This is a genomic window from Klebsiella sp. GG_Kp146 (assembly GCF_040061975.1).
Taxonomy (GTDB): Bacteria; Pseudomonadota; Gammaproteobacteria; order Enterobacterales; family Enterobacteriaceae; genus Klebsiella; species Klebsiella quasipneumoniae.
The window spans coordinates 421,111-446,644 of the sequence record NZ_JBEAHA010000002.1 but is presented as its reverse complement, the minus strand read 5'-3'; the positions used below and the strand labels follow the sequence as shown (position 1 = coordinate 446,644).

At 61.8% G+C, this 25,534-nt stretch carries 23 protein-coding genes; 9 read left to right on the top strand and 14 right to left on the bottom strand.

Annotated features, from left to right (window positions below; genetic code table 11):
- Positions 1–129 precede the first annotated feature (129 nt).
- The 3 genes from ABLU95_RS04505 to lsrR form a co-directional block, all read right to left on the bottom strand.
- Positions 130–2,151 carry an NADPH-dependent 2,4-dienoyl-CoA reductase gene (locus tag ABLU95_RS04505; RefSeq protein ID WP_348878887.1) on the bottom strand — a complete coding sequence of 674 codons (2,022 nt, stop codon included), beginning with the start codon at positions 2,149–2,151 and terminating at the stop codon, positions 130–132.
- 219 nt (positions 2,152–2,370) lie between these two features.
- Positions 2,371–3,969 (bottom strand): autoinducer-2 kinase, encoded by a 1,599-nt coding sequence (gene lsrK, locus ABLU95_RS04500; protein ID WP_023291078.1) that lies wholly within the window; start codon positions 3,967–3,969, stop codon positions 2,371–2,373.
- Positions 3,970–4,006: 37 nt separating this feature from the next.
- Positions 4,007–4,978 (bottom strand): transcriptional regulator LsrR, encoded by a 972-nt coding sequence (lsrR, locus tag ABLU95_RS04495; RefSeq protein ID WP_004206105.1) that lies wholly within the window; start codon positions 4,976–4,978, stop codon positions 4,007–4,009.
- Positions 4,979–5,196: 218 nt separating this feature from the next.
- Between lsrR and lsrA the strand changes: the two genes are divergently transcribed.
- The 6 genes from lsrA to lsrG are packed head-to-tail and all read left to right on the top strand — an operon-like array spanning position 5,197 to position 10,927.
- The gene (lsrA, locus tag ABLU95_RS04490) at positions 5,197–6,684 is read left to right on the top strand and encodes an autoinducer 2 ABC transporter ATP-binding protein LsrA (RefSeq protein WP_087777164.1); all 1,488 of its coding nucleotides are present in this window, start codon (positions 5,197–5,199) and stop codon (positions 6,682–6,684) included.
- Entirely contained in the window at positions 6,681–7,715 is a 1,035-nt protein-coding gene (lsrC, locus tag ABLU95_RS04485) for an autoinducer 2 ABC transporter permease LsrC (protein ID WP_023291075.1), read from the top strand. The genes lsrA and lsrC overlap by 4 nt, the downstream gene beginning before the upstream one ends.
- Entirely contained in the window at positions 7,716–8,714 is a 999-nt protein-coding gene (gene lsrD, locus ABLU95_RS04480; RefSeq protein ID WP_048335373.1) for an autoinducer 2 ABC transporter permease LsrD, read from the top strand.
- A gap of 7 nt (positions 8,715–8,721) precedes the next feature.
- Positions 8,722–9,735, top strand: a complete 1,014-nt coding sequence (lsrB, locus tag ABLU95_RS04475) for an autoinducer 2 ABC transporter substrate-binding protein LsrB (protein WP_064155346.1) — start codon at positions 8,722–8,724, stop codon at positions 9,733–9,735.
- Positions 9,736–9,746: 11 nt separating this feature from the next.
- The gene (lsrF, locus tag ABLU95_RS04470) at positions 9,747–10,634 is read left to right on the top strand and encodes a 3-hydroxy-5-phosphonooxypentane-2,4-dione thiolase (RefSeq protein WP_023291072.1); all 888 of its coding nucleotides are present in this window, start codon (positions 9,747–9,749) and stop codon (positions 10,632–10,634) included.
- On the top strand, positions 10,631–10,927 hold the full coding sequence (lsrG, locus tag ABLU95_RS04465) for a (4S)-4-hydroxy-5-phosphonooxypentane-2,3-dione isomerase (RefSeq protein WP_004181386.1): 297 nt from the start codon (positions 10,631–10,633) through the stop codon (positions 10,925–10,927). Before lsrF ends, lsrG begins: the two co-directional genes overlap by 4 nt.
- Positions 10,928–10,997: 70 nt before the next feature.
- Here the strand turns inward: lsrG and ygjG are convergent, their stop codons facing one another.
- Both ygjG and ABLU95_RS04455 read right to left on the bottom strand, forming a co-directional pair.
- Positions 10,998–12,377: a putrescine aminotransferase gene (ygjG, locus tag ABLU95_RS04460; protein ID WP_023291071.1), complete on the bottom strand. Its 1,380-nt coding sequence runs from the start codon at positions 12,375–12,377 to the stop codon at positions 10,998–11,000.
- 257 nt (positions 12,378–12,634) lie between these two features.
- The gene (locus tag ABLU95_RS04455; protein ID WP_032454146.1) at positions 12,635–13,189 is read right to left on the bottom strand and encodes a PadR family transcriptional regulator; all 555 of its coding nucleotides are present in this window, start codon (positions 13,187–13,189) and stop codon (positions 12,635–12,637) included.
- A gap of 238 nt (positions 13,190–13,427) precedes the next feature.
- On the opposite strand from ABLU95_RS04455, the gene ABLU95_RS04450 reads away from it, so the two are divergent.
- A complete protein-coding gene (locus tag ABLU95_RS04450) occupies positions 13,428–14,204 on the top strand; it encodes a siderophore-interacting protein (protein ID WP_023291069.1) in 777 nt (258 codons plus the stop codon).
- A gap of 154 nt (positions 14,205–14,358) precedes the next feature.
- Here ABLU95_RS04450 and ABLU95_RS04445 read toward each other — a convergent pair whose 3' ends face one another.
- From ABLU95_RS04445 to ABLU95_RS04425, 5 genes are all read right to left on the bottom strand, one after another.
- A complete protein-coding gene (locus ABLU95_RS04445; protein WP_348878884.1) occupies positions 14,359–16,008 on the bottom strand; it encodes a glycerone kinase in 1,650 nt (549 codons plus the stop codon).
- 74 nt (positions 16,009–16,082) lie between these two features.
- Complete coding sequence (gene dhaM / locus ABLU95_RS04440; protein WP_348878883.1) at positions 16,083–17,504, bottom strand: dihydroxyacetone kinase phosphoryl donor subunit DhaM; 1,422 nt, start codon at positions 17,502–17,504, stop codon at positions 16,083–16,085.
- A gap of 10 nt (positions 17,505–17,514) precedes the next feature.
- Positions 17,515–18,147: a dihydroxyacetone kinase subunit DhaL gene (gene dhaL / locus ABLU95_RS04435; RefSeq protein WP_017899726.1), complete on the bottom strand. Its 633-nt coding sequence runs from the start codon at positions 18,145–18,147 to the stop codon at positions 17,515–17,517.
- Between the two features lie 10 nt (positions 18,148–18,157).
- Positions 18,158–19,228, bottom strand: a complete 1,071-nt coding sequence (gene dhaK / locus ABLU95_RS04430; protein ID WP_065882628.1) for a dihydroxyacetone kinase subunit DhaK — start codon at positions 19,226–19,228, stop codon at positions 18,158–18,160.
- A 155-nt stretch (positions 19,229–19,383) separates the two neighbouring features.
- Positions 19,384–19,587: a hypothetical protein gene (locus ABLU95_RS04425; RefSeq protein ID WP_048298715.1), complete on the bottom strand. Its 204-nt coding sequence runs from the start codon at positions 19,585–19,587 to the stop codon at positions 19,384–19,386.
- Positions 19,588–19,838: 251 nt separating this feature from the next.
- On the opposite strand from ABLU95_RS04425, the gene ABLU95_RS04420 reads away from it, so the two are divergent.
- Both ABLU95_RS04420 and dhaR read left to right on the top strand, forming a co-directional pair.
- A complete protein-coding gene (locus ABLU95_RS04420) occupies positions 19,839–20,936 on the top strand; it encodes a glycerol dehydrogenase (RefSeq protein WP_008806556.1) in 1,098 nt (365 codons plus the stop codon).
- Between the two features lie 101 nt (positions 20,937–21,037).
- A complete protein-coding gene (gene dhaR, locus ABLU95_RS04415) occupies positions 21,038–22,963 on the top strand; it encodes a dihydroxyacetone kinase operon transcriptional regulator DhaR (protein ID WP_348878881.1) in 1,926 nt (641 codons plus the stop codon).
- On the opposite strand, the gene ABLU95_RS04410 is transcribed toward dhaR, so the two are convergent.
- The 4 genes from ABLU95_RS04410 to ABLU95_RS04395 are packed head-to-tail and all read right to left on the bottom strand — an operon-like array spanning position 22,941 to position 25,459.
- Positions 22,941–23,471: a cob(I)yrinic acid a,c-diamide adenosyltransferase gene (locus tag ABLU95_RS04410; protein ID WP_065882630.1), complete on the bottom strand. Its 531-nt coding sequence runs from the start codon at positions 23,469–23,471 to the stop codon at positions 22,941–22,943. The two genes, dhaR and ABLU95_RS04410, sit on opposite strands and share 23 nt — an antisense overlap.
- Positions 23,472–23,825 carry a glycerol dehydratase reactivase beta/small subunit family protein gene (locus tag ABLU95_RS04405; protein WP_023291062.1) on the bottom strand — a complete coding sequence of 118 codons (354 nt, stop codon included), beginning with the start codon at positions 23,823–23,825 and terminating at the stop codon, positions 23,472–23,474.
- A gap of 20 nt (positions 23,826–23,845) precedes the next feature.
- Complete coding sequence (gene dhaT, locus ABLU95_RS04400) at positions 23,846–25,009, bottom strand: 1,3-propanediol dehydrogenase (protein ID WP_032454132.1); 1,164 nt, start codon at positions 25,007–25,009, stop codon at positions 23,846–23,848.
- A 21-nt stretch (positions 25,010–25,030) separates the two neighbouring features.
- Positions 25,031–25,459 carry a heme-binding protein gene (locus tag ABLU95_RS04395; protein WP_087848567.1) on the bottom strand — a complete coding sequence of 143 codons (429 nt, stop codon included), beginning with the start codon at positions 25,457–25,459 and terminating at the stop codon, positions 25,031–25,033.
- Between the last annotated feature and the right edge of the window lie 75 nt (positions 25,460–25,534).

The following is a 25,534-nucleotide window of genomic DNA, read 5'->3' as shown; positions in this document are numbered from 1 at the left end:
GACTGTCGCCTTAGCCGGGCTACCGACTGTCGCCTTAGCCGGGCTACCGACTGTCGCTTTAGCCGGGCTACCGTTCGGGATTATCGTGGTAGCCCGGGGAAGGCGCATCGCGCCGCCCCCGGGACACGGCTAAATCGCCAGGGCCAGCTTCGTGCCCTGGGCAATCGCCCGGCGCGCATCCAGCTCCGCCGCCACGTCGCAGCCGCCGATCAAATGCACCGTTTTTCCCGCCGCGCGCAGCGGATCCGCCAGTTCACGGCGCGGCTCCTGACCGGCGCAGATCACGACATGATCCACCGCCAGCAGCTGGCGCTCGCCGCCGATCGTCACGTGTAATCCCTCATCATCGATCTTCTCATAGCTGACCGCCGGGATCATTTTCACGCCGCGCGCCAGCAGCGTGGCGCGGTGGATCCAGCCGGTGGTTTTGCCGAGCCCGTCGCCCGGTTTGCTCGCCTTGCGCTGCAGCATCACAATCTGTCGCGGGCTTTGACTCAGCTGCGGGCCTTCAGGACGCAGCCCGCCCGCCGTCCGCAGGCTGGTATCGATACCCCATTCGCGACAGAACTCGCCGATATCCTGGCTGGTGGCCACCCCCGACTGGCTTAAATACATCGCGGTGTCGAAGCCGATGCCGCCGCAGCCGATAATCGCCACCTTCGCGCCAACCGACGCTTTATCGCGTAAGACATCCAGGTAGCTGAGCACCTTGGGATGATCGATCCCGACGATCGCCGGCAAACGCGGGGCGATGCCGGTGGCGAGGATCGTCTCATCGAACGCCAGCAGATCGTCTGCCGTGACGCGGGTGTTCAGACGTAGATCGACGCCGTTAAGATCGAGCATTCTACGGTAGTAGCGCAGGGTTTCATGAAACTCCTCTTTGCCGGGGATCTGTTTGGCGATATTAAACTGGCCGCCGATCTCCGGGAGGGCATCGAACAACGTGACGTGATGACCGCGGGCGGCGGCGTTAACCGCAAAGGCCAGACCGGCAGGCCCGGCGCCGACCACCGCCAGCCGCTTAGGGGCGTTGGCAGGCAGGACCGGCATCAGGGTTTCATGGCAGGCGCGCGGGTTGACCAGACAGGAGGTGACTTTGCCGACGAAGATCCGATCGAGACACGCCTGGTTGCAGCCGATGCAGGTGTTGATCTCATCGGCGCGATCGCTCTGCGCTTTCGACATAAATTCGGCATCGGCAAGGAACGGGCGGGCCATTGAGACCATGTCGGCATCGCCGCGGGCGAGGATCGCCTCCGCGACCTGCGGATCGTTGATGCGGTTGGTGGTGATCAGCGGGATCGACACCGCGCCCTTCAGTTTGCGGGTGACCCAGCTAAAGGCGCCGCGCGGTACCGGAGTGGCGATAGTCGGAATGCGCGCTTCGTGCCAGCCGATGCCGGTGTTGATGATCGTCGCCCCCGCCGCCTCGATGGCTTTGGCCAGCGCGGTGACTTCCGCCAGCGTGCTGCCGTCGTTAACCAGATCGAGCATCGACAGACGGTAGATGATAATGAAATCGTGACCGGCGCGCTGGCGCACGGCCTTGACCACTTCAACGGCGAAACGCATCCGGCGCGTGTAATCGCCGCCCCATTGATCGTTGCGCTGGTTAGTGCGCGCGGCGAGGAATTCGTTAATCAGATAGCCCTCAGAGCCCATCACCTCCACGCCGTCATAGCCTGCTTCCCGCGCCAGCTGGGCGCAGTGGGCAAAATCATCGATCAGCGTGAGGATCTCGTCGTGGCTCAGCTCATGAGGGGTGAACCGGTTAATCGGCGCCTGCAGAGGAGAGGGGGCGACCAGCGCGGGCTGGTAGCTGTAGCGCCCGGTGTGCAGGATCTGCAGGGCGATTTTACCGCCTTCCTGATGTACCGCGTCGGTGATCTGACGATGATGCGCCAGATGGCTGACATCGTTGAGTACCGCGCCGCCGGCCATGGTCACCCCGGACGGGGCGGGCGCGATGCCGCCGGTGACGATCAGCGCCACGCCGTGTCGCGCGCGCTCGGCGTAAAAGGCCGCTAACCGTTGCGCGCCGTCGGGCAGTTCTTCCAGACCGGTATGCATGGAGCCCATCAACACGCGGTTTTTGAGGGTGGTGAAGCCCAGCTCAAGCGGGGCGAAAAGCGACGGATAGCGGCTCATAATGGCTTCCAATGTAAAATTATTGTTATGTGGTCGGATGAGTTACTAATTTAGCCGTCGTGGAGAAAAAGGGAAAAGGGGAGTGCGGTGATTGTGATGGGATTCAAAGAACGGCGAAGCGTTGCCCCTCACCCCGGTCCTCTCCCAAAGGGAGAGGGGCGAGCGGGCACTGAAAATCAGGCTTCGCGCCGAACGGTTCCCTCTCCCGCCGGGAGAGGATTAGGGTGAGGGGGAAGACACAGCGCGCTGGCGGCGTTCGAGGCCCGGCGCCTGCCACATCGACGTTGTCAGCCCGCTATCGACAAGACCAAGCTGATCGGCATATACCGACTGCCATTTACTCATCATCTCCTGATACAGCTCGCGATGCTGCGGATTAGGGGTGAACTCGCGGTGCCAGCTCACTAACTTTTCTCCGGCGCTGGCCATGTCGCCGTACAGCCCGGCGCCAGCGCCGGCGGCGATGGCGCAGCCGAGGGCGGTGGCTTCGCGGACCACCGGCACCCGCACCGGCAGGCCGGTGACGTCGCTGAGGATCTGGCTCCACAGCGCTCCCTTCGAGCCGCCGCCGGCAAACACCAGGCTATCGAAAGTCACCCCGGAAAACTGCGATATCTGCGCCAGGTTGCAGGCGGAGACAATCGCCGCGTTCTCCTCCAGGGCGCGGAACAGAGTGGCTTTATTGCACTTCTCCGGATCGATGGAGAGGTTAATAAACGACGGCGCGGCGTGGTACCACTGCTTAAAGTGCATGGCGTCGGAAAAAATAGGCATCACGCCGTGGGAACCGGCGGGTACGCGGCTGGCCATCTCCTCCAGCAGCGAATAGGCATCGACGCCGAGGCGCTCGGCAATCAGCTTTTCTTCAGCGCAGAAGGCGTCGCGGAACCAGCGCATGGTCAGGCCGGTAAAAAAGCTGATGGACTCCGCCTGCGCCATGCCGGGAATGACGTGAGGGTTAACGCGAATATTCATCTGCGGGTCGGTGCGCACCTGCGGTAGATTCACCACCTGCTGCCAGAAGGTGCCGCCGAGCACTGCGCTTTGTCCGGCGCGCACCACCCCGAGCCCCAGGCAGCCGAGCTGCACGTCGCCGCCGCCCATCACCACCGGCGTCCCGGCGCGCAGGCCGCTCTGCTGGGCCGCCGCTTCGGTGACGGCGCCCAGCAGCGTGCCGGTCTCTTTCACCGGCGACAGCATATCGGCGCGCAGCCCGGCCATATCCAGCAGCGCCGGACGCCAGTCGCGGCTGAACAGATCGAGCATGCCGGTGGTGCCCGCGTTTGACGGGTCGACCGCCAGCTCGCCGGAAAGCTTCGCCGCCAGCCAGTCGCTGATCATGGTGATGGTCGCCGCCTTGCGGTAGATATCGGGCCGATGGTGCGCCAGCCACAGCAGGCGCGGCATCGCGCTGAGCGCCAGCGTTTGCCCGGAGACCTCGTACACCTCGGATTCAAAACGATAGTCGTGGATCTCTTTAAGCTCCGCGACTTCGCGGCTGGCGCGGGCATCAACGTTGGCGCAGGCCCAGATGGCCTCGCCGTTGCGGTCATAGAGGACGATCCCTTCGCGCATCGAACAGCAGGCGACGGACTGAATATCGGCGGGAGAGAGCCGGGCGGCGTCGAGCGCCTGGCGAATGCACTGGCAGGCCAGCTGCCAGTTGGTGGTAAGGTCGAACTCCATCGAGCCGGGGACGTTATCGACGCTCAGGTGTTTCCATTCGGCCTGGCCCACCGCCAGCTGGCGGCCATTGAGATCGAAAATGACCGCCCGAATGCTGCCGGTCCCGGCATCTAACGCTAACAGGTAACTCATGACATGCGCCTCGCTGTTGTCGCGCGGCGCCGGGCCTTCAGGAGGCCAGCGCGAGCACCGCGCGTGCTGTTGTCTCTTCCGTTACCAGGCCATTAATCCGCTTGCCAATCAGAGCGGCATGAATCGCCTGCGCTTTTTGTTCTCCCCCGGCGACGCCGACGATGGTCGGCAGCTGCGCCAGCTCATCCAGGGTCACGCCGAGCAGTTCCCGATGGATCTCCAGCCCCTCTACCGGCCGGCCGTCGGCCTGCAGGAAATAACCTAAAATGTCGCCGACCGCCCCTTTGCGGGCGTACATCAGCTGTTCGCCCTCGCTGATATAGCCGGAGCGCAGAATGGTCGCGTCGCGCCGCTGATCGATAGCGCCAATGCCAACCACCGCCGCGTCCGCCGCCGTCGCCGCCAGCATCACATCGCGTACGCTGGATTCGCGGCGCAGGATTTCGGCGACCTCCGCCGACGAGACCCGCAGCGGCGCCGGAATAATGCTCACGCTGCAGGCGGCATCCAGCTGACCGATGCCGGTCATATAGGGGCCGACGCCGCCGGAGAGGGTCACCAGCCGCACCTGCTGCGAGCCGATAAAGCCGCTGAGATGCTGCAGGCAGCTCATGGTGGCTTCGCCGAAGCCGACCGCCAGCAGCTGTCCCGGTTGCAGAATCCCCATCAGCGACTGCGCCGCGCCTATCCCCAGCCGGGTATTCATCGGCGGGGTGTTGAGCGCCGGCAGCACGCGAGCAATCTTGAGGCCAAAGCGCTGCTGGAGTTCGCTTTCCAGCGCCAGACAGCCTTCATAGCGCGAGTTGATCTGCACGCGGATCACCCCGGACTGGCGACCCTTCTCCAGCAGGCGGGAAATCTTCAGCCGCGGCAGCCCCAAACGCTCGCCGATGTCGTTTTGCGTCAGGCCGTCGTGGTAGTAACACCACGCCACCCGCGCCACCAGCTCTTCCTCGGCTAACGCCAGCCCGGCGTAGCGATGGTCTTCCGTAATGCGTTTTTCGCTCATAAATTGAACTCTTATAAAAATTTAGATCATATGTTCGCTATTGCGCGGCCAGAAAGTGTGAGCCGACTGGCAAAACGGATCTTTCCTCTCTGGCCCCTTTTTTCCTGACGATCTAAAGCGCCAAACTGTGATCTTCGCACGGTTGTAAATATAGTTCACCGTCTACGCTTTTGAACATTATTAAATTTAAAAATCATTTGTTCAAACGAGGCGCGACGATGAAGCCACTGCTTGAAGCTCGCCAGATCCGCAAACAATTCTCCGGCGTTGCCGTGCTGAAGGGCATCGACTTTACGCTATGCGCGGGCCAGGTGCATGCGCTGATGGGGGGCAACGGCGCGGGTAAATCGACGCTGATGAAGATCATCGCCGGCGTCGAAACCCCGGATAGCGGTGAACTGACGATCGGCGAACGCGCGTTTGCGCGCCTTAACCCGGCGCTGGCCCACCAGCTGGGCATCTATCTGGTGCCGCAGGAGCCGATGCTGTTTCCCAACCTCAGCGTGCGCGAGAACATTCTCTTTCGTCTGCCGAAGCGGGCGGATACCGCCGCGCGGCTGCAGGAAAAACTGCAGCAGCTGAACTGCCAGATCAACCTGGACGCCAGCGCCAGCACGCTTGAGGTAGCCGATCAACAGATGGTCGAGATCCTGCGCGGCCTGATGCGCGAGGCGCGGATCCTGATCCTTGATGAACCCACCGCCTCTTTAACGCCGGGCGAAACGGAAAGGCTGTTTCAGCAGATCCGGGCATTGCAGGGGCTCGGCGTGGGGATCGTCTTTATCTCGCACAAACTGCCGGAAATCCGCCAGCTTGCCAGCCATGTGTCGGTGATGCGCGATGGGGCGGTAGTGCTCAGCGGCGAAACGGCGGGCTACGGCGACCAGCAGCTTATCAGCGCCATGACGCCGGCCAGCCGCGACCATGCGCTGAGCGACACGCAAAAGCTGTGGCTGGCGCTGCCGGGCAACCGCCGCACCCAGGCGCAGGATTTTCCCGTTCTGCGGGTGGAGGATCTCACTGGCGAAGGTTTTATCGATCTCAGTCTGGAGATCCGCGCCGGGGAGATCGTCGGCCTCGCCGGGCTGGTGGGATCCGGGCGCACCGAATTTGCCGAAACCTTATACGGCCTGCGTCCGCCGCGCGCCGGGCGGATCTGGCTGGAGAACCGCGAGATTAGTCAGGAGAGCACCCGCGCCAGGCTGGGCAGCGGGCTGGTCTATCTGCCCGAAGACCGCCAGGTCTCCGGGCTGTTTCTCGATGCGCCGGTGCGCTGGAACACGGTAATGTTCAATCAGCCGTCGTGGTGGCAGCAGGGGAAACGGGAGGCGGCGGTGGTCGAACGCTATCACCGGGCGCTGGGGATCAAGCTGGCCGATGGCGATCAGCCGGTGCGTACCCTCTCCGGCGGCAACCAGCAGAAGGTGCTGCTGGCGCGCTGTCTGGAGGCTAACCCGCTGCTGTTGATTGTCGATGAACCGACGCGCGGCGTGGATGTCTCCGCCCGCGCCGATATCTATCAGTTGCTGAAAAGCGTTGCCGCGCAAAATGTGGCGGTGCTGATGATCTCCAGCGATCTGGATGAGTTCGTTGGCCTGGCCGACCGGGTGTTGGTGATGCATCAGGGCCGCTACAGCGGCGAGCTGACGCGGCAGGCGGTGACCGTCGATCGCATGATGACCCTGGCCTTTGGAGGGCAGGCATGAAAACGTTACTCAAGAATCGCGAACTGAGCGCCTTCTTCGCCATCGTGGCGCTGTTTGCCGTGCTGGTGGCGCTCAATCCGGCCTATTTCAGCCTGCAGACGCTGGCGATGATTTTCGCCAGCTCGCAAATCCTGTGCCTGCTGGCGCTGGGGGCAACGCTGGTGATGCTGACCCGCAATATCGACGTGTCGGTGGGCTCCACCGTTGGCCTGAGCGCCATCGCCGTTGGGGTGGCGCTGAACAACGGCTACGGGCTGGCGACGGCGATCGCCTTCGCGCTGGCGATTGGCGCGCTGGCCGGGGCTTTTAACGGCCTGCTGGTGGTGGGGCTGCGCATTCCGGCGATCGTCGCCACCCTCGGCACGCTGGGGTTGTATCGCGGGGTGATGTTGCTGTGGACCGGCGGGAAATGGATCGAAGGCTTGCCCGATAGCCTGAAATCGCTCTCGGAGCCGCTGTTTATCGGCGTCTCGCCGCTGGGCTGGCTGGTGCTGGCGCTGCTGCTGGCGGGCGCATGGCTGCTGTCGCGCACCGCCTCCGGGCGTGATTTCTATGCCGTTGGCGATAACCTCGCCGCTGCCCGCCAGCTGGGCGTGGCGGTCAACCGCACGCGGATGCTGGCCTTTACCCTCAACGGTATGCTGGCGGCCTGCGCCGGGATCGTCTTCGCCGCGCAGATTGGCTTTGTGCCCAATCAGACCGGCAGCGGCCTGGAGATGAAAGCCATCGCCGCCTGCGTGCTGGGCGGGATTTCGCTGCTCGGCGGCACCGGCACCCTGCTCGGCGCGTTTCTCGGCGCCTTCTTCCTCACCCAAATCGACACCGTGCTGGTGCTGTTCCGCCTTCCCGCCTGGTGGAATGACTTTATCGCCGGCCTGGTCCTGCTCGGGGTGCTGGTCCTTGATGGCCGCCTGCGCCAGGCGCTGACCCGCCATCAGCGGGCGCTGAAGTACAGCCGTTTCCAGCCCGGCAACAAAGGGGGCAAACAGGTAGCCCGCTTTCCCGAACGCAAAAGCAAAGAGGTGGCGTAAATGAAGCTGAAGCTTAACTGGGAAAGCGCGCTGCTGGCGTTGTTAGTCGTGGAAATCCTGCTGTTCGGCGCGCTGAATCCGCGCATGCTGGATCTCAATATGCTGCTCTTTAGCACCAGCGACTTTATCTGCATCGGCATCGTCGCGCTGCCGCTGACGCTGGTGATCATCAGCGGCGGGATCGATATTTCGCTGGGCTCGACCATCGGCCTGTGCGCCATCGCCCTCGGGGTGATGACCCAGGCGGGCTGGCCGCTGTGGCTGGCGGTGTCGCTGACGTTGCTGCTGGGGCTGCTGTGCGGGTTAATCAACGCCGCGCTGATCCACTACACCGGCATCAGCCCGCTGGTGATCACCCTCGGGACGCTGTATCTGTACGGCGGCGGCGCGCTGCTGCTTTCCGGCATGGCCGGCGCCACCGGCTATGAAGGGATCGGCGGCTTTCCCGACAGCTTCACCGCCTTCGCCAATTTAACCCTGGGCGGGCTGCCGCTGCCGCTGGTGCTGTTCGCGGTTATCACCTTTCTCTTCTGGCTGCTGGCCCATCGCGGGCGCTTTGGCCGCCATCTTTTTTTACTCGGGCAAAACCCGCGCGCCGCCCGCTATGCCGCGCTGTCGGTCAACGGCATCCCATATGTGCTGTATGGCCTGGTGGGCGTGGCGTCGGCAGTGGCGGCGCTGGTGATGGTCTCCTATTTTGGCTCGGCGCGTTCGGATTTAGGCCGTGATCTGCTGATGCCGGCGCTGACCGCGGCGGTGCTCGGCGGGGCCAATATTTACGGCGGCTCGGGATCGATACTGGGTACCGCGCTGGCGGCATTGCTGGTGGGGTATCTGCAACAGGGTTTACAGATGGTCGGCATCCCCAACCAGGTGTCGAGCGCGCTGTCAGGGGCGCTGTTGGTTGTGGTGGTGATGGGGCGTTCGCTGAGCCTGCACCGTGAATGGGTGCGCGCGACCTGGCGGCGTCTTTTCTCGCGTAAAACAATCGGAGCATAAACATACGATGAAAACCAAACGAATCCTCCAGACGAGCGTCCTGGCGCTGGCGTTAAGCGTGGCAACCGCCCAGGCGGCGGACCGCATCGCCTTTATACCTAAGCTGGTCGGCGTGGGCTTCTTTACCAGCGGCGGCAACGGCGCGAAAGAGGCGGGGAAAGCGCTGGGCGTGGATGTCACCTATGACGGCCCCACCGAGCCCAGCGTCTCCGGCCAGGTGCAGCTGATCAACAACTTCGTCAACCAGGGCTACAACGCGATTATCGTCTCCGCCGTCTCGCCGGACGGCCTGTGTCCGGCGCTGAAGCGGGCGATGCAGCGCGGGGTGAAGGTCCTGACCTGGGATTCCGATACCAAACCGGAGTGCCGCAGCATCTATATCAATCAGGGCACCCCGCAGCAGCTCGGCGGCCTGCTGGTGGAGATGGCGGAAAAGCAGGTGACCAGGCCCGCTGCCAAAGTGGCGTTTTTCTACTCCAGCCCGACGGTGACCGACCAGAACCAGTGGGTGAAGGAAGCCAAAGCCAAAATCGAAAAAGAACATCCGCAGTGGCAAATCGTCACCACCCAGTTCGGCTATAACGATGCCACCAAATCGCTGCAAACCGCCGAGGGGATCTTAAAAGCGTATCCCGATCTTGACGCCATTATCGCGCCGGATGCCAATGCCCTGCCGGCGGCGGCGCAGGCGGCGGAAAACCTCAAGCGCCAGGGCGTGGCGATCGTCGGCTTTAGTACCCCCAACGTGATGCGCCCGTACGTGGAGCGCGGCACGGTGAAAGCCTTTGGCCTGTGGGATGTGGTTCAGCAGGGCAAAATTGCGGTTAACGTCGCCGATCGTCTGCTGAAAAAGGGCGATCTTAACGTCGGCGACAGCGTTGAGGTGAAAGATATCGGCTCGCTGAAGGTCGAACCGAACAGCGTGCAGGGCTACCAGTATGAGGCGAAGGGCAACGGTATCGTGCTGCTGCCGGAGCGCGTGGTGTTCAGCAAAGAGAACATCAATAACTACGACTTCTGACGGAGGATGAGATGGCTGATTTAGACGATATCAAAGAGGGCAAGGACTTCGGCCTCGACCGCCCGCAGCAGAACACGCTGTATACCCTGAAAGGCTGCGGCTCGCTGGACTGGGGCATGCAGTCGCGGCTGGCGCGCATTTTTAATCCGCACAGCAACCGCACGGTCATGCTGGCCTTCGATCACGGTTACTTCCAGGGACCCACCACCGGGCTGGAGCGCATCGATCTGTCGATTGCGCCGCTGTTCGAGGAGACCGACGTGCTGATGTGCACCCGCGGCGTACTGCGCAGTCAGGTGCCGGCCGCGACCAACAAACCGGTGGTGCTGCGCGCCTCCGGCGGCAACTCGATCCTCAGCGAACTTTCCAACGAGTGCGTGGCGGTGGCGATGGAAGATGCGCTGCGCCTGAACGTCTGCGCAGTGGCGGCGCAGGTCTATATCGGCAGCCAATACGAGCATCAGTCGATCAACAACATCATCAAACTGGTTGACGCCGGCAACCGCTACGGTATGCCGGTACTGGCGGTGACCGGCGTCGGCAAAGAGATGACCCGCGATGCGCGCTACTTCTCGCTGGCCAGCCGGATTGCCGCCGAAATGGGGGCGCAGTTTGTGAAGACCTATTTCGTTGAGGAAGGCTTTGAAAAAGTGACCGCCAGCTGCCCGGTGCCGATCGTCATCGCCGGGGGGAAAAAGCTGCCGGAGCATGAGGCGCTGGAGATGTGCTGGCGGGCGATCGACCAGGGGGCGTCCGGGGTGGATATGGGGCGCAATATCTTCCAGTCCAGCGCCCCGCGCGCAATGCTGAAGGCGGTGAAAAAGGTGGTGCATGAGAATCTGAACGCGCGCGAAGCGTACCAGTTCTGGCAGGAAGAGAAACAGGGGGAGCGGAAATGAATGTGACGCTGGTGGAGATCAATATCAAACCCGAGCGGGTGGATGAGTTTCTCGAGGTGTTCCGCGCCAACCACGAAGGCGCGTTGCGGGAGCCGGGCAACCTGCGCTTTGATGTTCTGCAGGATCCGGAGGTAAAGACCCGCTTTTTTATCTACGAAGCCTATAAAGACGATGAGGCGGTGCTGGCGCATAAGAAGACCCCGCACTATTTAGCCTGCGTCGAAAAGCTGGAAGAGATGATGTCGCAGCCGCGGCAGAAGCGCAGCTTTATCGGCCTGCTACCGCAGGTGTGAGGGAAATCCAGAGCAGAAGATAATCCCGGTCCTCTTCCATTGGGAGAGGACCGGGGGGAGGGGCAGTTTATTACGCCTCTTCAACCGAGACGCGCAGGGCCGCCAGCGCCTTACGCGCCGCCTTCAGCACCTGCTCGCACTGCTCAAGGGTGAGGGTCAGCGGCGGTTCAACGCGGATCGTCTTGGCGTTATTTAACGTCCCGGCGACCAGCACCCGCTGTCTGAACATCTCGCTGGCAAAGTCGTAGCCAATCTCGTTATCGACAAACTCGATGGCCATCAGCATGCCTTTCCCGCGTACTTCATTCACCAGGTCGGGATACTCCTGCGCCAGCAGGCGGAAACCGTCCAGCAGCATATCGCCTTTCTGCGCCGCCTGCGCCGGCAGGTTTTGTGTCAACAGCACGTTGATGGTCGCCAGCGCCGCCGCACAGGCCAGCGGGTTGCCGCCGAAGGTCGTGGTGTGCAGGAACGGGTTGTCGAACAGCACCGAGAAGACCTCTTCCGTCGCCACCGTCGCGCCGATCGGCATCACGCCGCCGCCGAGCGCTTTCGCCAGACACAGAATGTCGGGCTGAACGTTCTCATGCTCGCAGGCGAACATCTTGCCAGTGCGGCCCATGCCGGTCTGCACTTCGTCGAGGATCAGCAGGGCGCCAAACTCGTCGCACAGCTTACGCACCGCCGGCAAATACCCCGTCGGCGGCAGGATCACGCCCCCTTCGCCCTGAATCGGCTCAAGGATCACCGCCGCGACGTCGTCGCCGGTTTTCTTGCACTCGCTCAGCATGGTGCGCATGGCGTTGATATCGCCGAACGGCACATGGCGGAAGCCCGGCAGCAGCGGCATAAACGGTTTGCGGAAAGTCGACTTGGCGGTGGCCGACAGCGCGCCCAGCGATTTGCCGTGGAAGGCGCCGCTGGTGGCGATGAAGGTGAATTTACCGCGCGGCGACTGATAGGCTTTCGCCAGCTTGATGGCCGCCTCTACCGATTCGGTACCGCTGTTGCAGAAGAAGCTGTACTTCAGTTTGCCGGGTGTTAAGGCCGCCAGGGTTTTCGCCAGCATCGCGCGTAGCGGATCCAGCAGTTCCTGACTGTGAAGCGGTTGTTTCGCGAGTTGATTCTCGACGGCGGATACCACAACTGGATTACGGTGCCCTACATTGAAGATGCCAAACCCGCCAAGGCAGTCGATAAACTCCTGTCCCTGGGTGTCGACAAGCGTATTTAACCCTCCCGCTTGCCACTCTACGGCTCCGTAATCCCCGCCGGCTGTGACCGATTTTCGATACTCTAAAAACCCCGGATTCACATGCTCTTTAAAGTATTCTCTGACCTCCTGGTTAAGTGCTTTCATTTCCTCATGGTCAAGCGTGCGCTTTTCAATGAGATTCAGTGCGTGTGCGCTGCAGGCCAGAGCCGATGCGCTGGAAGGTAACCTGTTCAAAATGTGCTCCTGGGGCGGACGTATCACACGATACTGGATTAAGTATTGCAGGGATTACGCCAGTTCGGCAGAAGCGGTGAAAATCGGGATAAATGCAAAGTAAAAGACGAAATGTGTAAAATTTAATCTCATGGCGCCATTATTGGCACGTTTTATTCCTGAGTTGACGAGATTTTCTGCCTTGCGGCGTTGAGCGGCACGATCCGTCGTGGTGCGGGCTGCCCCAGCGCGGGGCAGCTGATGGTGAGAAAGGAGGCTTAGTCGAGCTGGGAGATCTCCATCGCCGCCCGGTCGATAATGCCGATGATCTGCTTGAGCTGGGCGGCGCTGCTGGCCTGCTGGTTCACTTTCAGGTCGAGGACCGCTTTGAAATTCTCCAGCGCGCGCTTCATCTGCGGATCGCGGCGCAGCTCGCAGCCGACCATCCGCGCCTGCAGACGCTCCTGGATATGGGACAGATGCTCCTGGTTCTCCGCGTGCAGCTGTTTCCCCTCTTCGCTGATGACGATTTTTTTGCGTCCGTTGTCGTCTTCCACGCTGATGAGACCCTGGTCCTGGAGCAGATCCAGCGTCGGGTAGATCACCCCCGGGCTGGGACTGTAGTTCCCCTGGGTGAGGGTTTCGATCTCTTTGATCAGCTCATAGCCGTGGCTGGCGCTGCGGCTGAGGATGTCCAGAATAATCAGCCGCAGTTCGCCGTGGCCAAAGAAACGCTGGCGACGTCCGCCGCCGCGACGGCCATGGTCGCCGTGTTCGCTGGGGTCACCGTGGCGCCCGCGCGGCCCACGCCCGTCTTCATGATGATGTCGCATGGTTACCTCCTGCTATATTTTGATATATCTAATTTATATCTAAAAAATGAATTATCGCAATGCTGGTTGTGATTTATTTTTTAATTTGTTGATATTTATCTGTTTATTTTTGATGGTGGTATTTTAATGCGGTTTGTTTTGACTATATCAAAAAAAGACTTGCATTCTTTTTAGATGGCAATCATTATCATTTGCATCGAGTTTAGATATATCTATTTACTGTTCACGAAGGCGATCGATGATGACAAAAACCAAAGCAGACAAGTACCCGCAGCGTGTCCGCAATGAGCTGCGTTTCCGTGAGCTGACGGTGCTGCGCGTGGAGCGCGCAGGCGCGGCCTTCCAGCGCATCGTGCTGGGAGGCGAGGCGCTGGAAGGTTTCGTTTCCCGCGGCTTTGACGACCACACCAAGCTTTTCTTCCCGGAGCCGGGCGCGGCGTTTGCCCCGCCGCAGGTGACCGAGGAGGGGATTGACTGGGGCGAGGGCGTGCGGCCTGCTACCCGCGACTATACGCCGCTGTACGATGCCGAACGCCATGAGCTGGCGTACGACTTCTTTATCCACGACGGCGGAATCGCCAGCCGCTGGGCGCTGGAGGCAAAAGCGGGCGATAAGCTGGTGATCGGCGGTCCGCGCGGCTCGCTGGTGGTGCCGGAGGATTACGCCTGGCAACTGTATGTCTGCGATGAGTCTGGTATGCCGGCGCTGCGTCGTCGTCTGCTGGGTTTGCGTCAGCTGGCGGTGACGCCGCAGGTGACCGCCATCGTCACTATCGCCGATGCGTCATATAAAGATTATCTGGCGGATCTCGACGGCTTTAACATCGAGTGGGTGGTGGGCCACCATCCGGCGTTCGTCGCCGAGCGTCTGGCGCAGGTGAAGGTGCCGGCGGAGGATTATTTCATCTGGCTGACCGGCGAAGGCGCGGTGGTGAAATCGCTGCTGGCGCGCTTTGAGGATGAGAGCATCGATCAGCAGCTGGTGCGCTCGCAGGCGTACTGGCACAGCAAGTAAAAAGCCATCGTGGTCAAACCCGGATAGCGGCGCATAGCGTCTTATCCGGGCTATCCGCGGTGCCGTTTTTGTCGGGTGGCGGCTAACGCCTTACCCGACCTGCCTTTTGGCGGTGGGACGTTGCCCCGGTAAGCGCTGCGCCACCGGGGAAAGTTTATCGTTCCGCCAGCGCTTTAAACACCATCGCCACCGCGTGGGCGCCAGGGTCCATGTTGCCGAGCAGGCTGTCGCTGTTGAGATAGGACGCTCGTCCGGCGCCGGCTTTGCCCGACTGGCAAGTGCGATCCGCGCCGGCCTGCGCCGCGGCAAAAGCGGCCTGCAGGTTCTCCGGTTCGGCGAGCAGCGCCGCCAGCGCTGGCTGCAGCGCGTCGATCATTGTGCGGTCGCCTTCCTCGGCGCCGCCGTAAAATTTCATCTGCTCCAGACCGGCGTTCAGCGCCTCGGCCACGCTGGCGCCTTGCCCCAGCTTCTGCCCGGCAGCGGTGAAGAAGATCGACATCAATACCCCGCTGGAGCCGCCCATCACCACCGTCAGGCGTTCGCCCGTGAGCGCGAACAGCGTGGGCAGATCGTTCAGCGGCAGCTGCTGGCGCTGCAGCAGGTCGGCAATCTCACGCGCCCCGGCGGCGAAGGTGGAGCCGGTATCGCCATCGCCCACTTTGGCATCCAGCGCGTTGAGATGGTCTTCAAGCCCGACGAGGGTGCCGGTCACCTGGGCCACGTAATCACCCACCTGCGGGTTGGCCGAAGGCGTAAAGTCGACGCGCGGGCTGGCGAGAGTGGACGGCATGATGTTAACCGCCCGCGGCTGCACCGGCCGCGGCCAGCCGGCGGTTTCCACATCCGCCAGCAGCGCTTTCTCAATACTCTCTTCCAACACGATGGCGCTCAGCGAGAAACCCTTCATATCCAGGGCCGTCACCAGCGAGGCCGGGCCAATCAACCAGTCAACGCGCGCCTGCAGCGGCGTGTTGGCCAGTTCGCGGGTCAGGATCGCCATTTCGGCCACCGACACGCCGCCGAGATTATTGAGCATCACCGCCAGACGGCCGGTTTCCGGCAAGGCGGCGGTCAGTTTTTCCACCATCAGGTTGACAATGTCCGCACTGTTTTGCGTGGCGATGGTGGAGGCGCCAGGTTCGCCGTGGATGCCCATTCCCAGCTCGGCATGGCCGGCCTGATGGCGCGGCGCGCTGTCGGCCTCCTGCGGCAGATGGCAGCTGGCCAGCGCCACCCCGATGCTGGCGGTGTGGTTGGCGGCATACTGCGCTTCGCGCAGAACGGTGGCGAGATTGCAGCCGCGCTCGGCAAAATAGCCCGCCACCTTATGGACGAACAGCGTACCGGCGATGCCGCGCGGCTGTTTGTTTTCCGGCAGCGAAATGTCGTCGCCGACGATCAGCATTTCCACGTTGTAGCCGAGACGGCGCGCTTTCTCCGCCGCGAGGCCGAAGTTCAGCCGGTCGCCGGTATAGTTTTTTACGATCAGCAGGCAGCCCGCCTCGCCGGTCACCGCCTGAATGGCGGTAAGCACCGCGTCGACGCTCGGCGAGGCGAACAGATCGCCACAAACCGCGGCGGTCAGCATGCCTTTACCAATAAAGCCGACGTGCGCCGGTTCGTGGCCGGCGCCGCCGCCGGCGATCACCGCCACGTTGTTTTTATTCAGGTCGCGACGGACCACCACCCGGATCGCCGGGTCGCTCTCCAGCCGGGCGAGGTTGTTCCACGGACTGGCGATGAGGGTTCCCTCAATCACATCGTTGACGAGGCTGGCGCGCTGGTTAAAAAAGAATTGAGACATAGTGGTTCCTGAAGAGTAAGCGAAAACTTACCCTCCGGAGGCAGGCCTCCGGAGCGGTAACGGACAAAGTGGATTTAGTGACGGATAAGGCGCTGGCGGCGCATATCGAGCGCGATGGGCTCGCCGGGCTGCACGCTGTTCAGCGCCTCGCCCTGCTGACACAGCCAGGCGATCCCCGCCGCGCGGGCGATAATCGCGCCGTGGGCCTGTTCGCTGCCGTCGCGCAGGCACAGGCCTTTCACGCGGCTGGCATCCAGTTGCAGGACGGCTGACGGGAACATGTTGTCGGCGATAATAATGGCCGGCTCGCCGGGCGTTGGCAGCGTTTCCTGCACGTCCTGCAGATGGCGCAGGGTGCGCTGCAGAATATCTTCGATATCGATATAGCGCGCCTGGAGATAGGGGTCATCCAGCTGGCGATACTGCTGGCTGAGCTCCATCAGCACCTGATGCCACGCCCATTCCGCCGAGCACGGCTCGGTGAGCAGACGATCGTTGGCGGCATCAAACAGATCCTCATCGTCGAGCAGGGTGTGGTGCCCGGCGAAAATCGCCGCGATATCGGCGTTAAATTTATTCTCCGCCAGCTCGGTCAGGGCAGTGAGATCCGCCAGCGTCTGGTCGATAGCCCGGCGCAGCCGCTGCTGTTCGCGGGCGACATCGGCGGCGGCCGGGCGGACCGGCTGGATCAGGGCCAGCGGATAGCGCAGTGCGATGCCTTCGACGCGCTCGGGGGCGGCCGGGGCCGCTGCCGGTTGCGCCGCAGGCGATTCGCCGAAGTTATCGGCGGCCAGCGCCTGAAACGCCGCCAGCGCCGCATCGGCCTCTGGCCCGCGGGCCAGCAGGCGCAGCTTATCGTTGCGCCGCACCTGCAGCAGGGCGATTTGGTTGAGGCTGTCCGGTTTGACGCACTTCCCGTTTTTCTCCAGCAGCAGATCGGCGTTAAAGCCCGCCAGCGCGGCGACCAGCTTCGACGCCGGACGCACGTGCAGGCCGTTGTGGTTCTGTATGACGACCGCAAGCGACTTGCTGTCGCCATCGTCGGCAAGCGTCGGCGCCGGGGCGGCGTCAGGGGTTGGCGAAGGTAAACCCAGCTGGATCCGTTTGGCCTCCAGGGCGTTCATGGCGTCGGCGATCACTTTGTCGATCCCGGCGCCGGAGGCGGCGCTGACGGTGGCCGCCAGCGTCCCCTCCACCAGCGGCGCGGCGCATAGCCGCACCTTCGCGGCAATCGCCGGATCGAGCAGGTCGAGGGCGGTTTCGGCGCTAAGCAACGCGCTGCCGATATCCATCATCACCAGCACGTGGTCGGTATCGGCGACGGATTCGATCGCTTCCATGACCTTGATCGGATCGGTGCCGATCGGGCTGTCGGGATCGTCGATCCCGGCGGCGATCGCCAGCTTGCAGCCGTCGTTGATTAACATCTGCCGGGCCAGTTCTCCGACACCTTCGCCCAGCCGGGCGCTATGAGAAACAATAACCAGGTTTACCATCGCGATTTCCTTACTCTTTGGCCGCGGCGGCCAGCATCTGCATCATAAACATCACTGACGTGGCGCCCGGATCCTGATGGCCGATGCTGCGTTCGCCAAGGTAGCTGGCGCGGCCTTTGCGCGCCTGCATGGTGATGGTGCTGTGGGCGCCGGCTTCCGCTGCTTTGCAGGCGGCATCCAGCGCGGCGGCGATCGACAGATGCTGCTCGCTGGACTGGCGCAGGGAGTCCACTACCGGCAGCCAGACGTCGCACATGGTTTTATCCCCTGGCTCCGCTTTACCGCGGTTGACGACGCCGTCCGCGCCTTCGCGGATCATCAGGTACAGTTCGTCGAGGGTCAGGCTCTGGTGGGCCTGAGTGACCTGCGCGGCGCGAATGAAGAAGGTGCCGAACAGCGGGCCGCTGGCGCCGCCGACGTTGGAGAGCAGCGTCATGCCGGTGTTTTTGAGGATAAAGCCAATATCTTTATCGGCAATCGACGGCAGCTTTTCCACCACCTTGCTGAACCCGCGGTGCATATTCAGGCCGTGGTCGGCATCGCCGATCTCTTTATCGAGGCCGGTGAGAAAATCGCTCTCTTTGGTGAAGATATCGCCGCAGCGGTACAGCCAGTCGACGATTTGCGTTCTGTTCAGTGACATGTCGTGCTCCTTAGTTTCCCCAGTTCAGCGCCGGGGTATGAACCGGGGCGTCCCATAGCGCCAGCGTCTCATCATCCACTTTCAGCAGGGTGATGGAGAAGCCCGCCATATCCAGCGAGGTGCAGTAGCTGCCGACGAGGTTACGTTCGATGATGATGCCGGACGCTTCACAGCGCTGGGCGAGCCGGTGATAGACGCCGTACAGTTCGGACAGCGGCGTGGCGCCGAGGTTATTGACCATGGCGATGACCCGATCGCCATTTTGTAGCGCGGTTTTGCTCTGCTTCACTTCCTGCCACGCGCCCTTAACGGTATCCCACTGGCGCAGCGTGCGGCTGTAGGCGCCATTCTCCAGCAGGGTATCGAACATCTCATCGACGGTTTGGTCCAGTGAGCTGAAGCGACGGCGGTCGATGCCCGGCTCGCCGTGAATGCCGACGCCGAACTCCATTTCATCGTCCTGCAGGGTAAAGGAGGGTTGTCCGGCGGCCGGTACGGTGCAGGCGCCGAGGGCGATGCCAATGGAGTGGCCGAGATTATTCAGGCGGCGCCCCAGTTCAGCGCAGGCCTCCAGCGAATCGCCGCGCTCGGCGGCGGCGCCGACCAGTTTTTCGATCAGTACGGTATTGGCGACGCCGCGGCGGCCTGCGGTATAGAGACTGTCTTTCACCGCCACGTCGTCGTCGACCACCACGGTGGTGACTTTTATGCCGCTCTCATGCAGCAGCTCGGTGGCGGTTTCGAAGTTCAGGATGTCGCCGGTGTAGTTTTTGATAATCAGCAGGACGCCTTCGCCGCCGTCAATCTGCATCGCGCATTCGAACATTTTATCCGGCGTCGGCGAGGTGAAGATTTCCCCCGGGCAGGCGCCAGAGAGCATCCCCTGGCCGATATAGCCGCAGTGCATCGGCTCATGGCCGCTGCCGCCGCCGGAGAGGAGGGCGACCTTGCCGGCCACCGGCGCGTCGGCGCGGGTGACGTACAGCGGGTCCTGGTGCAGGGTCAGCTGCGGGTGGGCTTTAGCCAGCCCCTGTAATTGTTCATTCAGTACATCTTCAACACGGTTAATCAGCTTTTTCATTATTCAGTGCTCCGTTGGAGAAGGTTCGATGCGGCCTCTCTGCTGGCGGAGGCGGTCATCGCGTAGGGGTATCGTCTGACGGTGCAGTGTGCCTGGCGATATGATGATTCTGGCTGAGCGGACGAAAAAAAGAATGCCCCGGCGATCGGGTTTCATTACGAAACATCGCCTGCTGATTTTGTTTCTTTATGGAACGTTTTTGCTGAGGAAACGGTGAAAATGCGAGCTGGCGCGCTTTTTTTCCTCTGCCTTAAGCGCCGGTCATCGCGGCTGGCGCAGCGGGCGGAAAAAAATTTTTTGCTAAATTTCCCCCGGCTGTGGGGAAAAAGCCTGCCGCTAAAGGGGGATGGTAAGGGAATTATGCGGCAGAGGAGCGGATCGGGATCGCAATCCTGACGAAGACTAGGGTTTTTTGTTCCAATATGGAACGTAAAAATTTAACCTGTGTTTCATATCAGAACAAAAAGGCGAAAGATTTTTTTGTTCCGTGCCGGCCCTACAGTGATCGCACTGCTCCGGTACATTCCGTTGAGGCCGCGCTTTACCGGCCGGCGCGGATAACGCCAGGGCTCATCATGTCTACATGCGCACTTATTTGAGGGTGAAAGGAATGCTAAAAGTTATTCAATCTCCAGCCAAATATCTTCAGGGTCCTGATGCTGCTGTCCTGTTCGGTCAATATGCCAAAAACCTGGCGGAGAGCTTCTTCGTCATCGCTGACGACTTCGTGATGAAGCTGGCGGGGGAGAAAGTGGTGAATGGCCTGCAGAGTCACGATATTCGCTGCCATGCGGAACGGTTTAACGGCGAATGCAGCCATGCGGAAATTAACCGCCTGATGGCGATTTTGCAAAAACAGGGCTGCCGCGGCGTGGTTGGCATCGGCGGCGGTAAAACCCTCGATACCGCGAAGGCGATCGGTTACTACCAGAAGCTGCCGGTGGTGGTGATCCCGACCATCGCTTCGACCGATGCGCCGACCAGCGCGCTGTCGGTGATCTACACCGAAGCGGGCGAGTTTGAAGAGTATCTGATCTATCCGAAAAACCCGGATATGGTGGTGATGGACACGGCGATTATCGCCAAAGCGCCGGTACGCCTGCTGGTCTCCGGCATGGGCGATGCGCTCTCCACCTGGTTTGAGGCCAAAGCCTGCTACGATGCGCGCGCCACCAGCATGGCCGGGGGGCAGTCCACCGAGGCGGCGCTGAGCCTGGCCCGCCTGTGCTATGATACGCTGCTGGCGGAGGGCGAAAAGGCCCGTCTGGCGGCGCAGGCCGGGGTGGTGACCGAAGCGCTGGAGCGCATCATCGAAGCGAACACCTACCTCAGCGGCATTGGCTTTGAAAGCAGCGGCCTGGCCGCCGCCCACGCGATCCACAACGGTTTCACCATTCTGGAAGAGTGCCACCACCTGTATCACGGCGAGAAAGTGGCCTTCGGCACCCTGGCGCAGCTGGTGCTGCAGAACAGCCCGATGGACGAGATTGAAACCGTGCTGGGCTTCTGCCAGCGCGTCGGCCTGCCGGTGACCCTCGCGCAGATGGGCGTCAAAGAGGGGATCGACGCGAAAATCGCCGCGGTGGCGAAAGCCACCTGCGCGGAAGGGGAAACCATCCACAATATGCCGTTTGCGGTGACCCCGGAGAGCGTGCACGCCGCTATCCTCACCGCCGATCTGTTAGGCCAGCAGTGGCTGGCGCGTTAATTCGCGGTGGCTAAACCGCTGGCGCCGGTCGGCGGTTTTTCTTTCTCCCCTCTGGCAGCGGCTGCCGGAGGGGTTCTCTATGGTAAAACGCGGAAAACAGTATGACTGTTCAGACTCAGGATACCGGGAAGGCGGTCTCTTCCGTCATCGCCCAGTCATGGCATCGCTGCAGCAAGTTTATGCAGCGCGAAACCTGGCAAAAACCGCACCAGGCTCAGGGCCTGACCTTTGACTCGATCTGTCGGCGTAAAACCGCGCTGCTGACCATCGGTCAGGCGGCGCTGGAGGACGCCTGGGAGTTTATGGACGGTCGCCCCTGCGCGCTGTTTATCCTTGATGAGACCGCCTGTATTCTGAGCCGCTGCGGCGAACCGCAAACGCTGGCGCAGCTGGCTGACCTGGGGTTTCGCGACGGCAGCTACTGCGCGGAGAGCATTATCGGCACCTGCGCGCTGTCGCTGGCCGCGATGCAGGGGCAGCCGATCAACACCGCCGGCGATCGGCATTTTAAGCAGGCCCTGCAGCCATGGAGCTTTTGTTCGACGCCGGTGTTCGATAACCACGGGCGGCTGTTCGGCTCTATCTCGCTTTGCTGTCTGGTGGAGCACCAGTCCAGCGCCGACCTCTCCCTGACGCTGGCCATCGCCCGCGAGGTGGGCAATTCCCTGCTCACCGACAGCCTGCTGGCGGAATCCAACCGCCACCTCAATCAAATGTACGGCCTGCTGGAGAGCATGGACGACGGGGTGATGGCGTGGAACGAACAGGGGGTACTGCAATTTCTCAATGTTCAGGCGGCGAGACTGCTGCATCTTGATGCCCAGGCCAGCCAGGGAAAAAATATCGCCGATCTGGTGACCCTGCCGGCGCTGCTGCGCCGCGCCATCAAACACGCCCGCGGCCTGAATCACGTTGAAGTCACCTTTGAAAGCCAGCACCAGTTTATCGACGCGGTGATCACCTTAAAACCGATTGTCGAGTCGCAAGGCAACAGCTTTATTCTGCTGCTGCACCCGGTGGAGCAGATGCGGCAGCTGATGACCAGCCAACTGGGCAAAGTCAGCCACACCTTTGAGCAGATGTCAGCCGACGATCCGGAAACCCGGCGGCTGATCCACTTTGGCCGCCAGGCGGCGCGCGGCGGCTTTCCGGTACTGCTGTGCGGTGAAGAGGGGGTGGGGAAAGAGCTGCTGAGCCAGGCCATCCACAATGAAAGCGAGCGGGCGGGCGGCCCCTACATCGCCGTCAACTGCCAGCTGTATGCCGACAGCGTGCTGGGCCAGGACTTTATGGGGAGCGCCCCCACCGATGATGAAAATGGCCGCCTGAGCCGCCTTGAGCTGGCCAACGGCGGCACCCTGTTTCTGGAAAAAATTGAGTATCTGGCGCCGGAGCTGCAGTCCGCCCTGCTGCAGGTGATTAAGCAGGGAGTGCTTACCCGCCTCGACGCCCGCCGCCTGATCCCGGTGGATGTGAAGGTGATCGCCACCACCACCGTCGATCTGGCCAACCTGGTGGAACAGAACCGCTTTAGCCGCCAGCTGTACTATGCGCTGCACTCTTTCGAGATCGTCATTCCGCCGCTGCGCGCCCGGCGCAACAGTATCCCGTCGCTGGTGCATAACCGGCTGAAAAGCCTGGAGAAGCGTTTCTCTTCCCGGCTGAAAGTGGACGATGACGCGCTGGCCCAGCTGGTGGCCTACTCGTGGCCGGGAAATGATTTTGAGCTTAACAGCGTGATAGAGAACATCGCCATCAGCAGCGATAACGGCCACATTCGCCTGAGCAACCTGCCGGAATATCTCTTTTCCGATCGGCCGGGGGCCGATAGCGACTCATCGCTGCTGCCGGCCAGCCTGACCTTTAGCGCCATCGAAAAAGAGGCCATCATCCACGCCGCCCGGGTGACCAGCGGGCGGGTGCAGGAGATGTCGCAACTGCTGAATATCGGCCGCACCACCCTGTGGCGCAAAATGAAGCAGTACGATATCGACGCCAGCCAGTTCAAGCGCAAGCATCAGGCCTAGTCTCCTCGATACGCGCCATGGAGAACAGGGCGTCCGACAGACGATTGCTGTAGCGTTTGAGCGCGTCGCGCAGAGGGTGCGAGCGGTCCATGGCCGTCAGCAGACGTTCCAGCCGACGAGCCAGGGTGCGCGCCACGTGCAGCTGGGCGGAGGAGAGATTCTTCCCCGGGATCACAAACTGTTTCAGGGGGCCGCTTTCGGCCATATTGCGGTCGATAAGTCGCTCCAGGGCGGTGATCTCCTCCTCGCCGATCGTCTGGCTCAGGCGGACCAGGCCCCGCGCATCGCTGGCCAGTTCGGCCCCCAGCGCGAACAGCGTCTCCTGAATCTGATGCAGACTTTCCCGCAGCCCGGCGTCGCGGGTGGTGGCGTAGCAGACGCCCAGCTGGGATATCAGTTCATCGACGGTGCCGTAGGCCTCGACGCGAATATGGTCTTTCTCGATGCGGCTGCCGCCGTACAGGGCGGTGGTGCCTTTATCTCCGGTGCGGGTATAGATACGGTACATTCAGCTTCTCTCACTTAACGGCAGGACTTTCACCAGCTGCCCGGCGTTGGCGCCGAGCGTACGCAGATGATCGCGGCTATCGGTGACGTGCCCGGTCGCCAGCGGCGCGTCCGCCGGCAGCTGGGCATGGGTTAGCGCGATCTCGCCGGCTGCGCTGAGCCCAATGCCCACCCGCAGCGTCGAGCTTCTGGCCGCCAGAGCGCTCAGCGTATCGGCGTCACCGCCTTCGTCGCAGGATACGGTCTGGCAGGGGACCCCCTGCTCCTCCAGCCCCCAGCACAGCTCATTGATGGCGCAGGCATGGTGCCCGCGCGGATCGTAAAACAGGCGTACGCCCGGCGGTGAAAGCGACATGACGGTCCCCTCGTTAACACTCAGAATGCCTGGCGGAAAATCGCGGCAATCTCCTGCTCGTTGCCCTTACGCGGGTTCGAGAACGCGTTGCCGTCTTTCAGGGCCATCTCCGCCATGTAAGGGAAGTCGGCCTCTTTCACCCCCAGATCGCGCAGATGCTGCGGAATCCCGATATCCATCGACAGACGCGCGATGGCGGCGATAGCTTTTTCCGCCGCGTCGAGGGTCGACAGTCCGGCGATATTTTCGCCCATCAGTTCGGCGATATCGGCGAATTTTTCCGGGTTGGCGATCAGGTTATAGCGAGCCACGTGCGGCAGCAGGACGGCGTTGGCCACGCCGTGCGGCATGTCGTACAGCCCGCCCAGCTGATGCGCCATGGCGTGCACATAACCGAGGTTGGCGTTATTGAAGGCCATCCCGGCCAGCAGAGAGGCGTAGGCCATGTTTTCCCGCGCCTGAAGATTGCTGCCGAGGGCGACGGCCTGGCGCAGGTTGCGGGCGATGAGGCGGATCGCCTGCATGGCTGCGGCGTCAGTCACCGGGTTGGCGTCTTTAGAGATATAGGCCTCTACGGCGTGGGTCAGGGCATCCATCCCGGTCGCCGCGGTCAGGGCGGCCGGTTTGCCGATCATCAGCAGCGGATCGTTGATGGAGACCGACGGCAGGTTGCGCCAGCTGACGATCACAAACTTCACTTTGGTTTGGGTGTTGGTCAGGACGCAGTGGCGGGTGACCTCGCTGGCGGTGCCGGCGGTGGTGTTGACCGCGACGATGGGCGGCAGCGGGTTGGTCAGGGTCTCAATCCCGGCATACTGATAAAGATCGCCCTCATGGGTAGCGGCGATACCGATGCCTTTGCCGCAGTCGTGCGGGCTGCCGCCGCCCACGGTGACGATAAGGTCGCACTGCTCGCGGCGAAACACGGCGAGACCGTCGCGCACGTTGGTGTCTTTCGGGTTCGGCTCGACGCCGTCAAAGATCGCCACCTCGATGCCGGCCTCCCGCAGATAATGCAGAGTTTTATCCACCGCGCCATCTTTTATCGCCCGCAGGCCTTTGTCGGTAACCAGCAGGGCTTTTTTACCCCCCAGCAGCTTGCAGCGTTCACCGACCACGGAAATAGCGTTGGGACCAAAAAAGTTAACGTTTGGCACCAGATAATCAAACATACGATAGCTCATAATATACCTTCTCGCTTCAGGTTATAATGCGGAAAAACAATCCAGGGCGCACTGGGCTAATAATTGATCCTGCTCGACCGTACCGCCGCTAACGCCGACGGCACCAATTACCTGCTGATTTAAAATAACCGGCAGGCCGCCGCCAAAAATAATGATTCGCTGTTGATTAGTCAGCTGCAGACCATACAGAGATTGTCCGGGCTGAACCGCTGGCGTAATTTCATGGGTGCCTTGTTTCAGGCTGCAGGCGCTCCAGGCTTTATTCAGCGAAATATCACAGCTGGAAACAAAGGCTTCGTCCATCCGCTGGACAAGCAGCGTGTTGCCGCCGCGGTCAACCACGGAAAATACCACCGCTACGTTGATCTCATTAGCTTTTTTCTCCACTGCCGCCGCCATTTTCTGGGCGGCGGCCAGGGTGATAGTCTGAATGTGTTGGCTCTTTTTCATGATTATCTCCCGCGCCAGGGTAATGCTGACGCGAATAGTCAGTAGGGGGCGAAAGTAAAAAAACTATCGCCACGC

Excerpts from the sequence above, each read along its gene's own strand:
- ABLU95_RS04505 (WP_348878887.1), bottom strand. The coding sequence starts at position 2,151 with ATGAGCCGCTATCCGTCGCTTTTCGCCCCGCTTGAGCTGGGCTTCACC.
- lsrK (WP_023291078.1), bottom strand. The coding sequence starts at position 3,969 with ATGAGTTACCTGTTAGCGTTAGATGCCGGGACCGGCAGCATTCGGGCG.
- lsrR (WP_004206105.1), bottom strand. The coding sequence starts at position 4,978 with ATGAGCGAAAAACGCATTACGGAAGACCATCGCTACGCCGGGCTGGCG.
- lsrA (WP_087777164.1), top strand. The coding sequence starts at position 5,197 with ATGAAGCCACTGCTTGAAGCTCGCCAGATCCGCAAACAATTCTCCGGC.
- lsrC (WP_023291075.1), top strand. The coding sequence starts at position 6,681 with ATGAAAACGTTACTCAAGAATCGCGAACTGAGCGCCTTCTTCGCCATC.
- lsrD (WP_048335373.1), top strand. The coding sequence starts at position 7,716 with ATGAAGCTGAAGCTTAACTGGGAAAGCGCGCTGCTGGCGTTGTTAGTC.
- lsrB (WP_064155346.1), top strand. The coding sequence starts at position 8,722 with ATGAAAACCAAACGAATCCTCCAGACGAGCGTCCTGGCGCTGGCGTTA.
- lsrF (WP_023291072.1), top strand. The coding sequence starts at position 9,747 with ATGGCTGATTTAGACGATATCAAAGAGGGCAAGGACTTCGGCCTCGAC.
- lsrG (WP_004181386.1), top strand. The coding sequence starts at position 10,631 with ATGAATGTGACGCTGGTGGAGATCAATATCAAACCCGAGCGGGTGGAT.
- ABLU95_RS04455 (WP_032454146.1), bottom strand. The coding sequence starts at position 13,189 with ATGCGACATCATCATGAAGACGGGCGTGGGCCGCGCGGGCGCCACGGT.
- ABLU95_RS04450 (WP_023291069.1), top strand. The coding sequence starts at position 13,428 with ATGATGACAAAAACCAAAGCAGACAAGTACCCGCAGCGTGTCCGCAAT.
- ABLU95_RS04445 (WP_348878884.1), bottom strand. The coding sequence starts at position 16,008 with ATGTCTCAATTCTTTTTTAACCAGCGCGCCAGCCTCGTCAACGATGTG.
- dhaM (WP_348878883.1), bottom strand. The coding sequence starts at position 17,504 with ATGGTAAACCTGGTTATTGTTTCTCATAGCGCCCGGCTGGGCGAAGGT.
- dhaL (WP_017899726.1), bottom strand. The coding sequence starts at position 18,147 with ATGTCACTGAACAGAACGCAAATCGTCGACTGGCTGTACCGCTGCGGC.
- dhaK (WP_065882628.1), bottom strand. The coding sequence starts at position 19,228 with ATGAAAAAGCTGATTAACCGTGTTGAAGATGTACTGAATGAACAATTA.
- ABLU95_RS04420 (WP_008806556.1), top strand. The coding sequence starts at position 19,839 with ATGCTAAAAGTTATTCAATCTCCAGCCAAATATCTTCAGGGTCCTGAT.
- dhaR (WP_348878881.1), top strand. The coding sequence starts at position 21,038 with ATGACTGTTCAGACTCAGGATACCGGGAAGGCGGTCTCTTCCGTCATC.
- ABLU95_RS04410 (WP_065882630.1), bottom strand. The coding sequence starts at position 23,471 with ATGTACCGTATCTATACCCGCACCGGAGATAAAGGCACCACCGCCCTG.
- ABLU95_RS04405 (WP_023291062.1), bottom strand. The coding sequence starts at position 23,825 with ATGTCGCTTTCACCGCCGGGCGTACGCCTGTTTTACGATCCGCGCGGG.
- dhaT (WP_032454132.1), bottom strand. The coding sequence starts at position 25,009 with ATGAGCTATCGTATGTTTGATTATCTGGTGCCAAACGTTAACTTTTTT.
- ABLU95_RS04395 (WP_087848567.1), bottom strand. The coding sequence starts at position 25,459 with ATGAAAAAGAGCCAACACATTCAGACTATCACCCTGGCCGCCGCCCAG.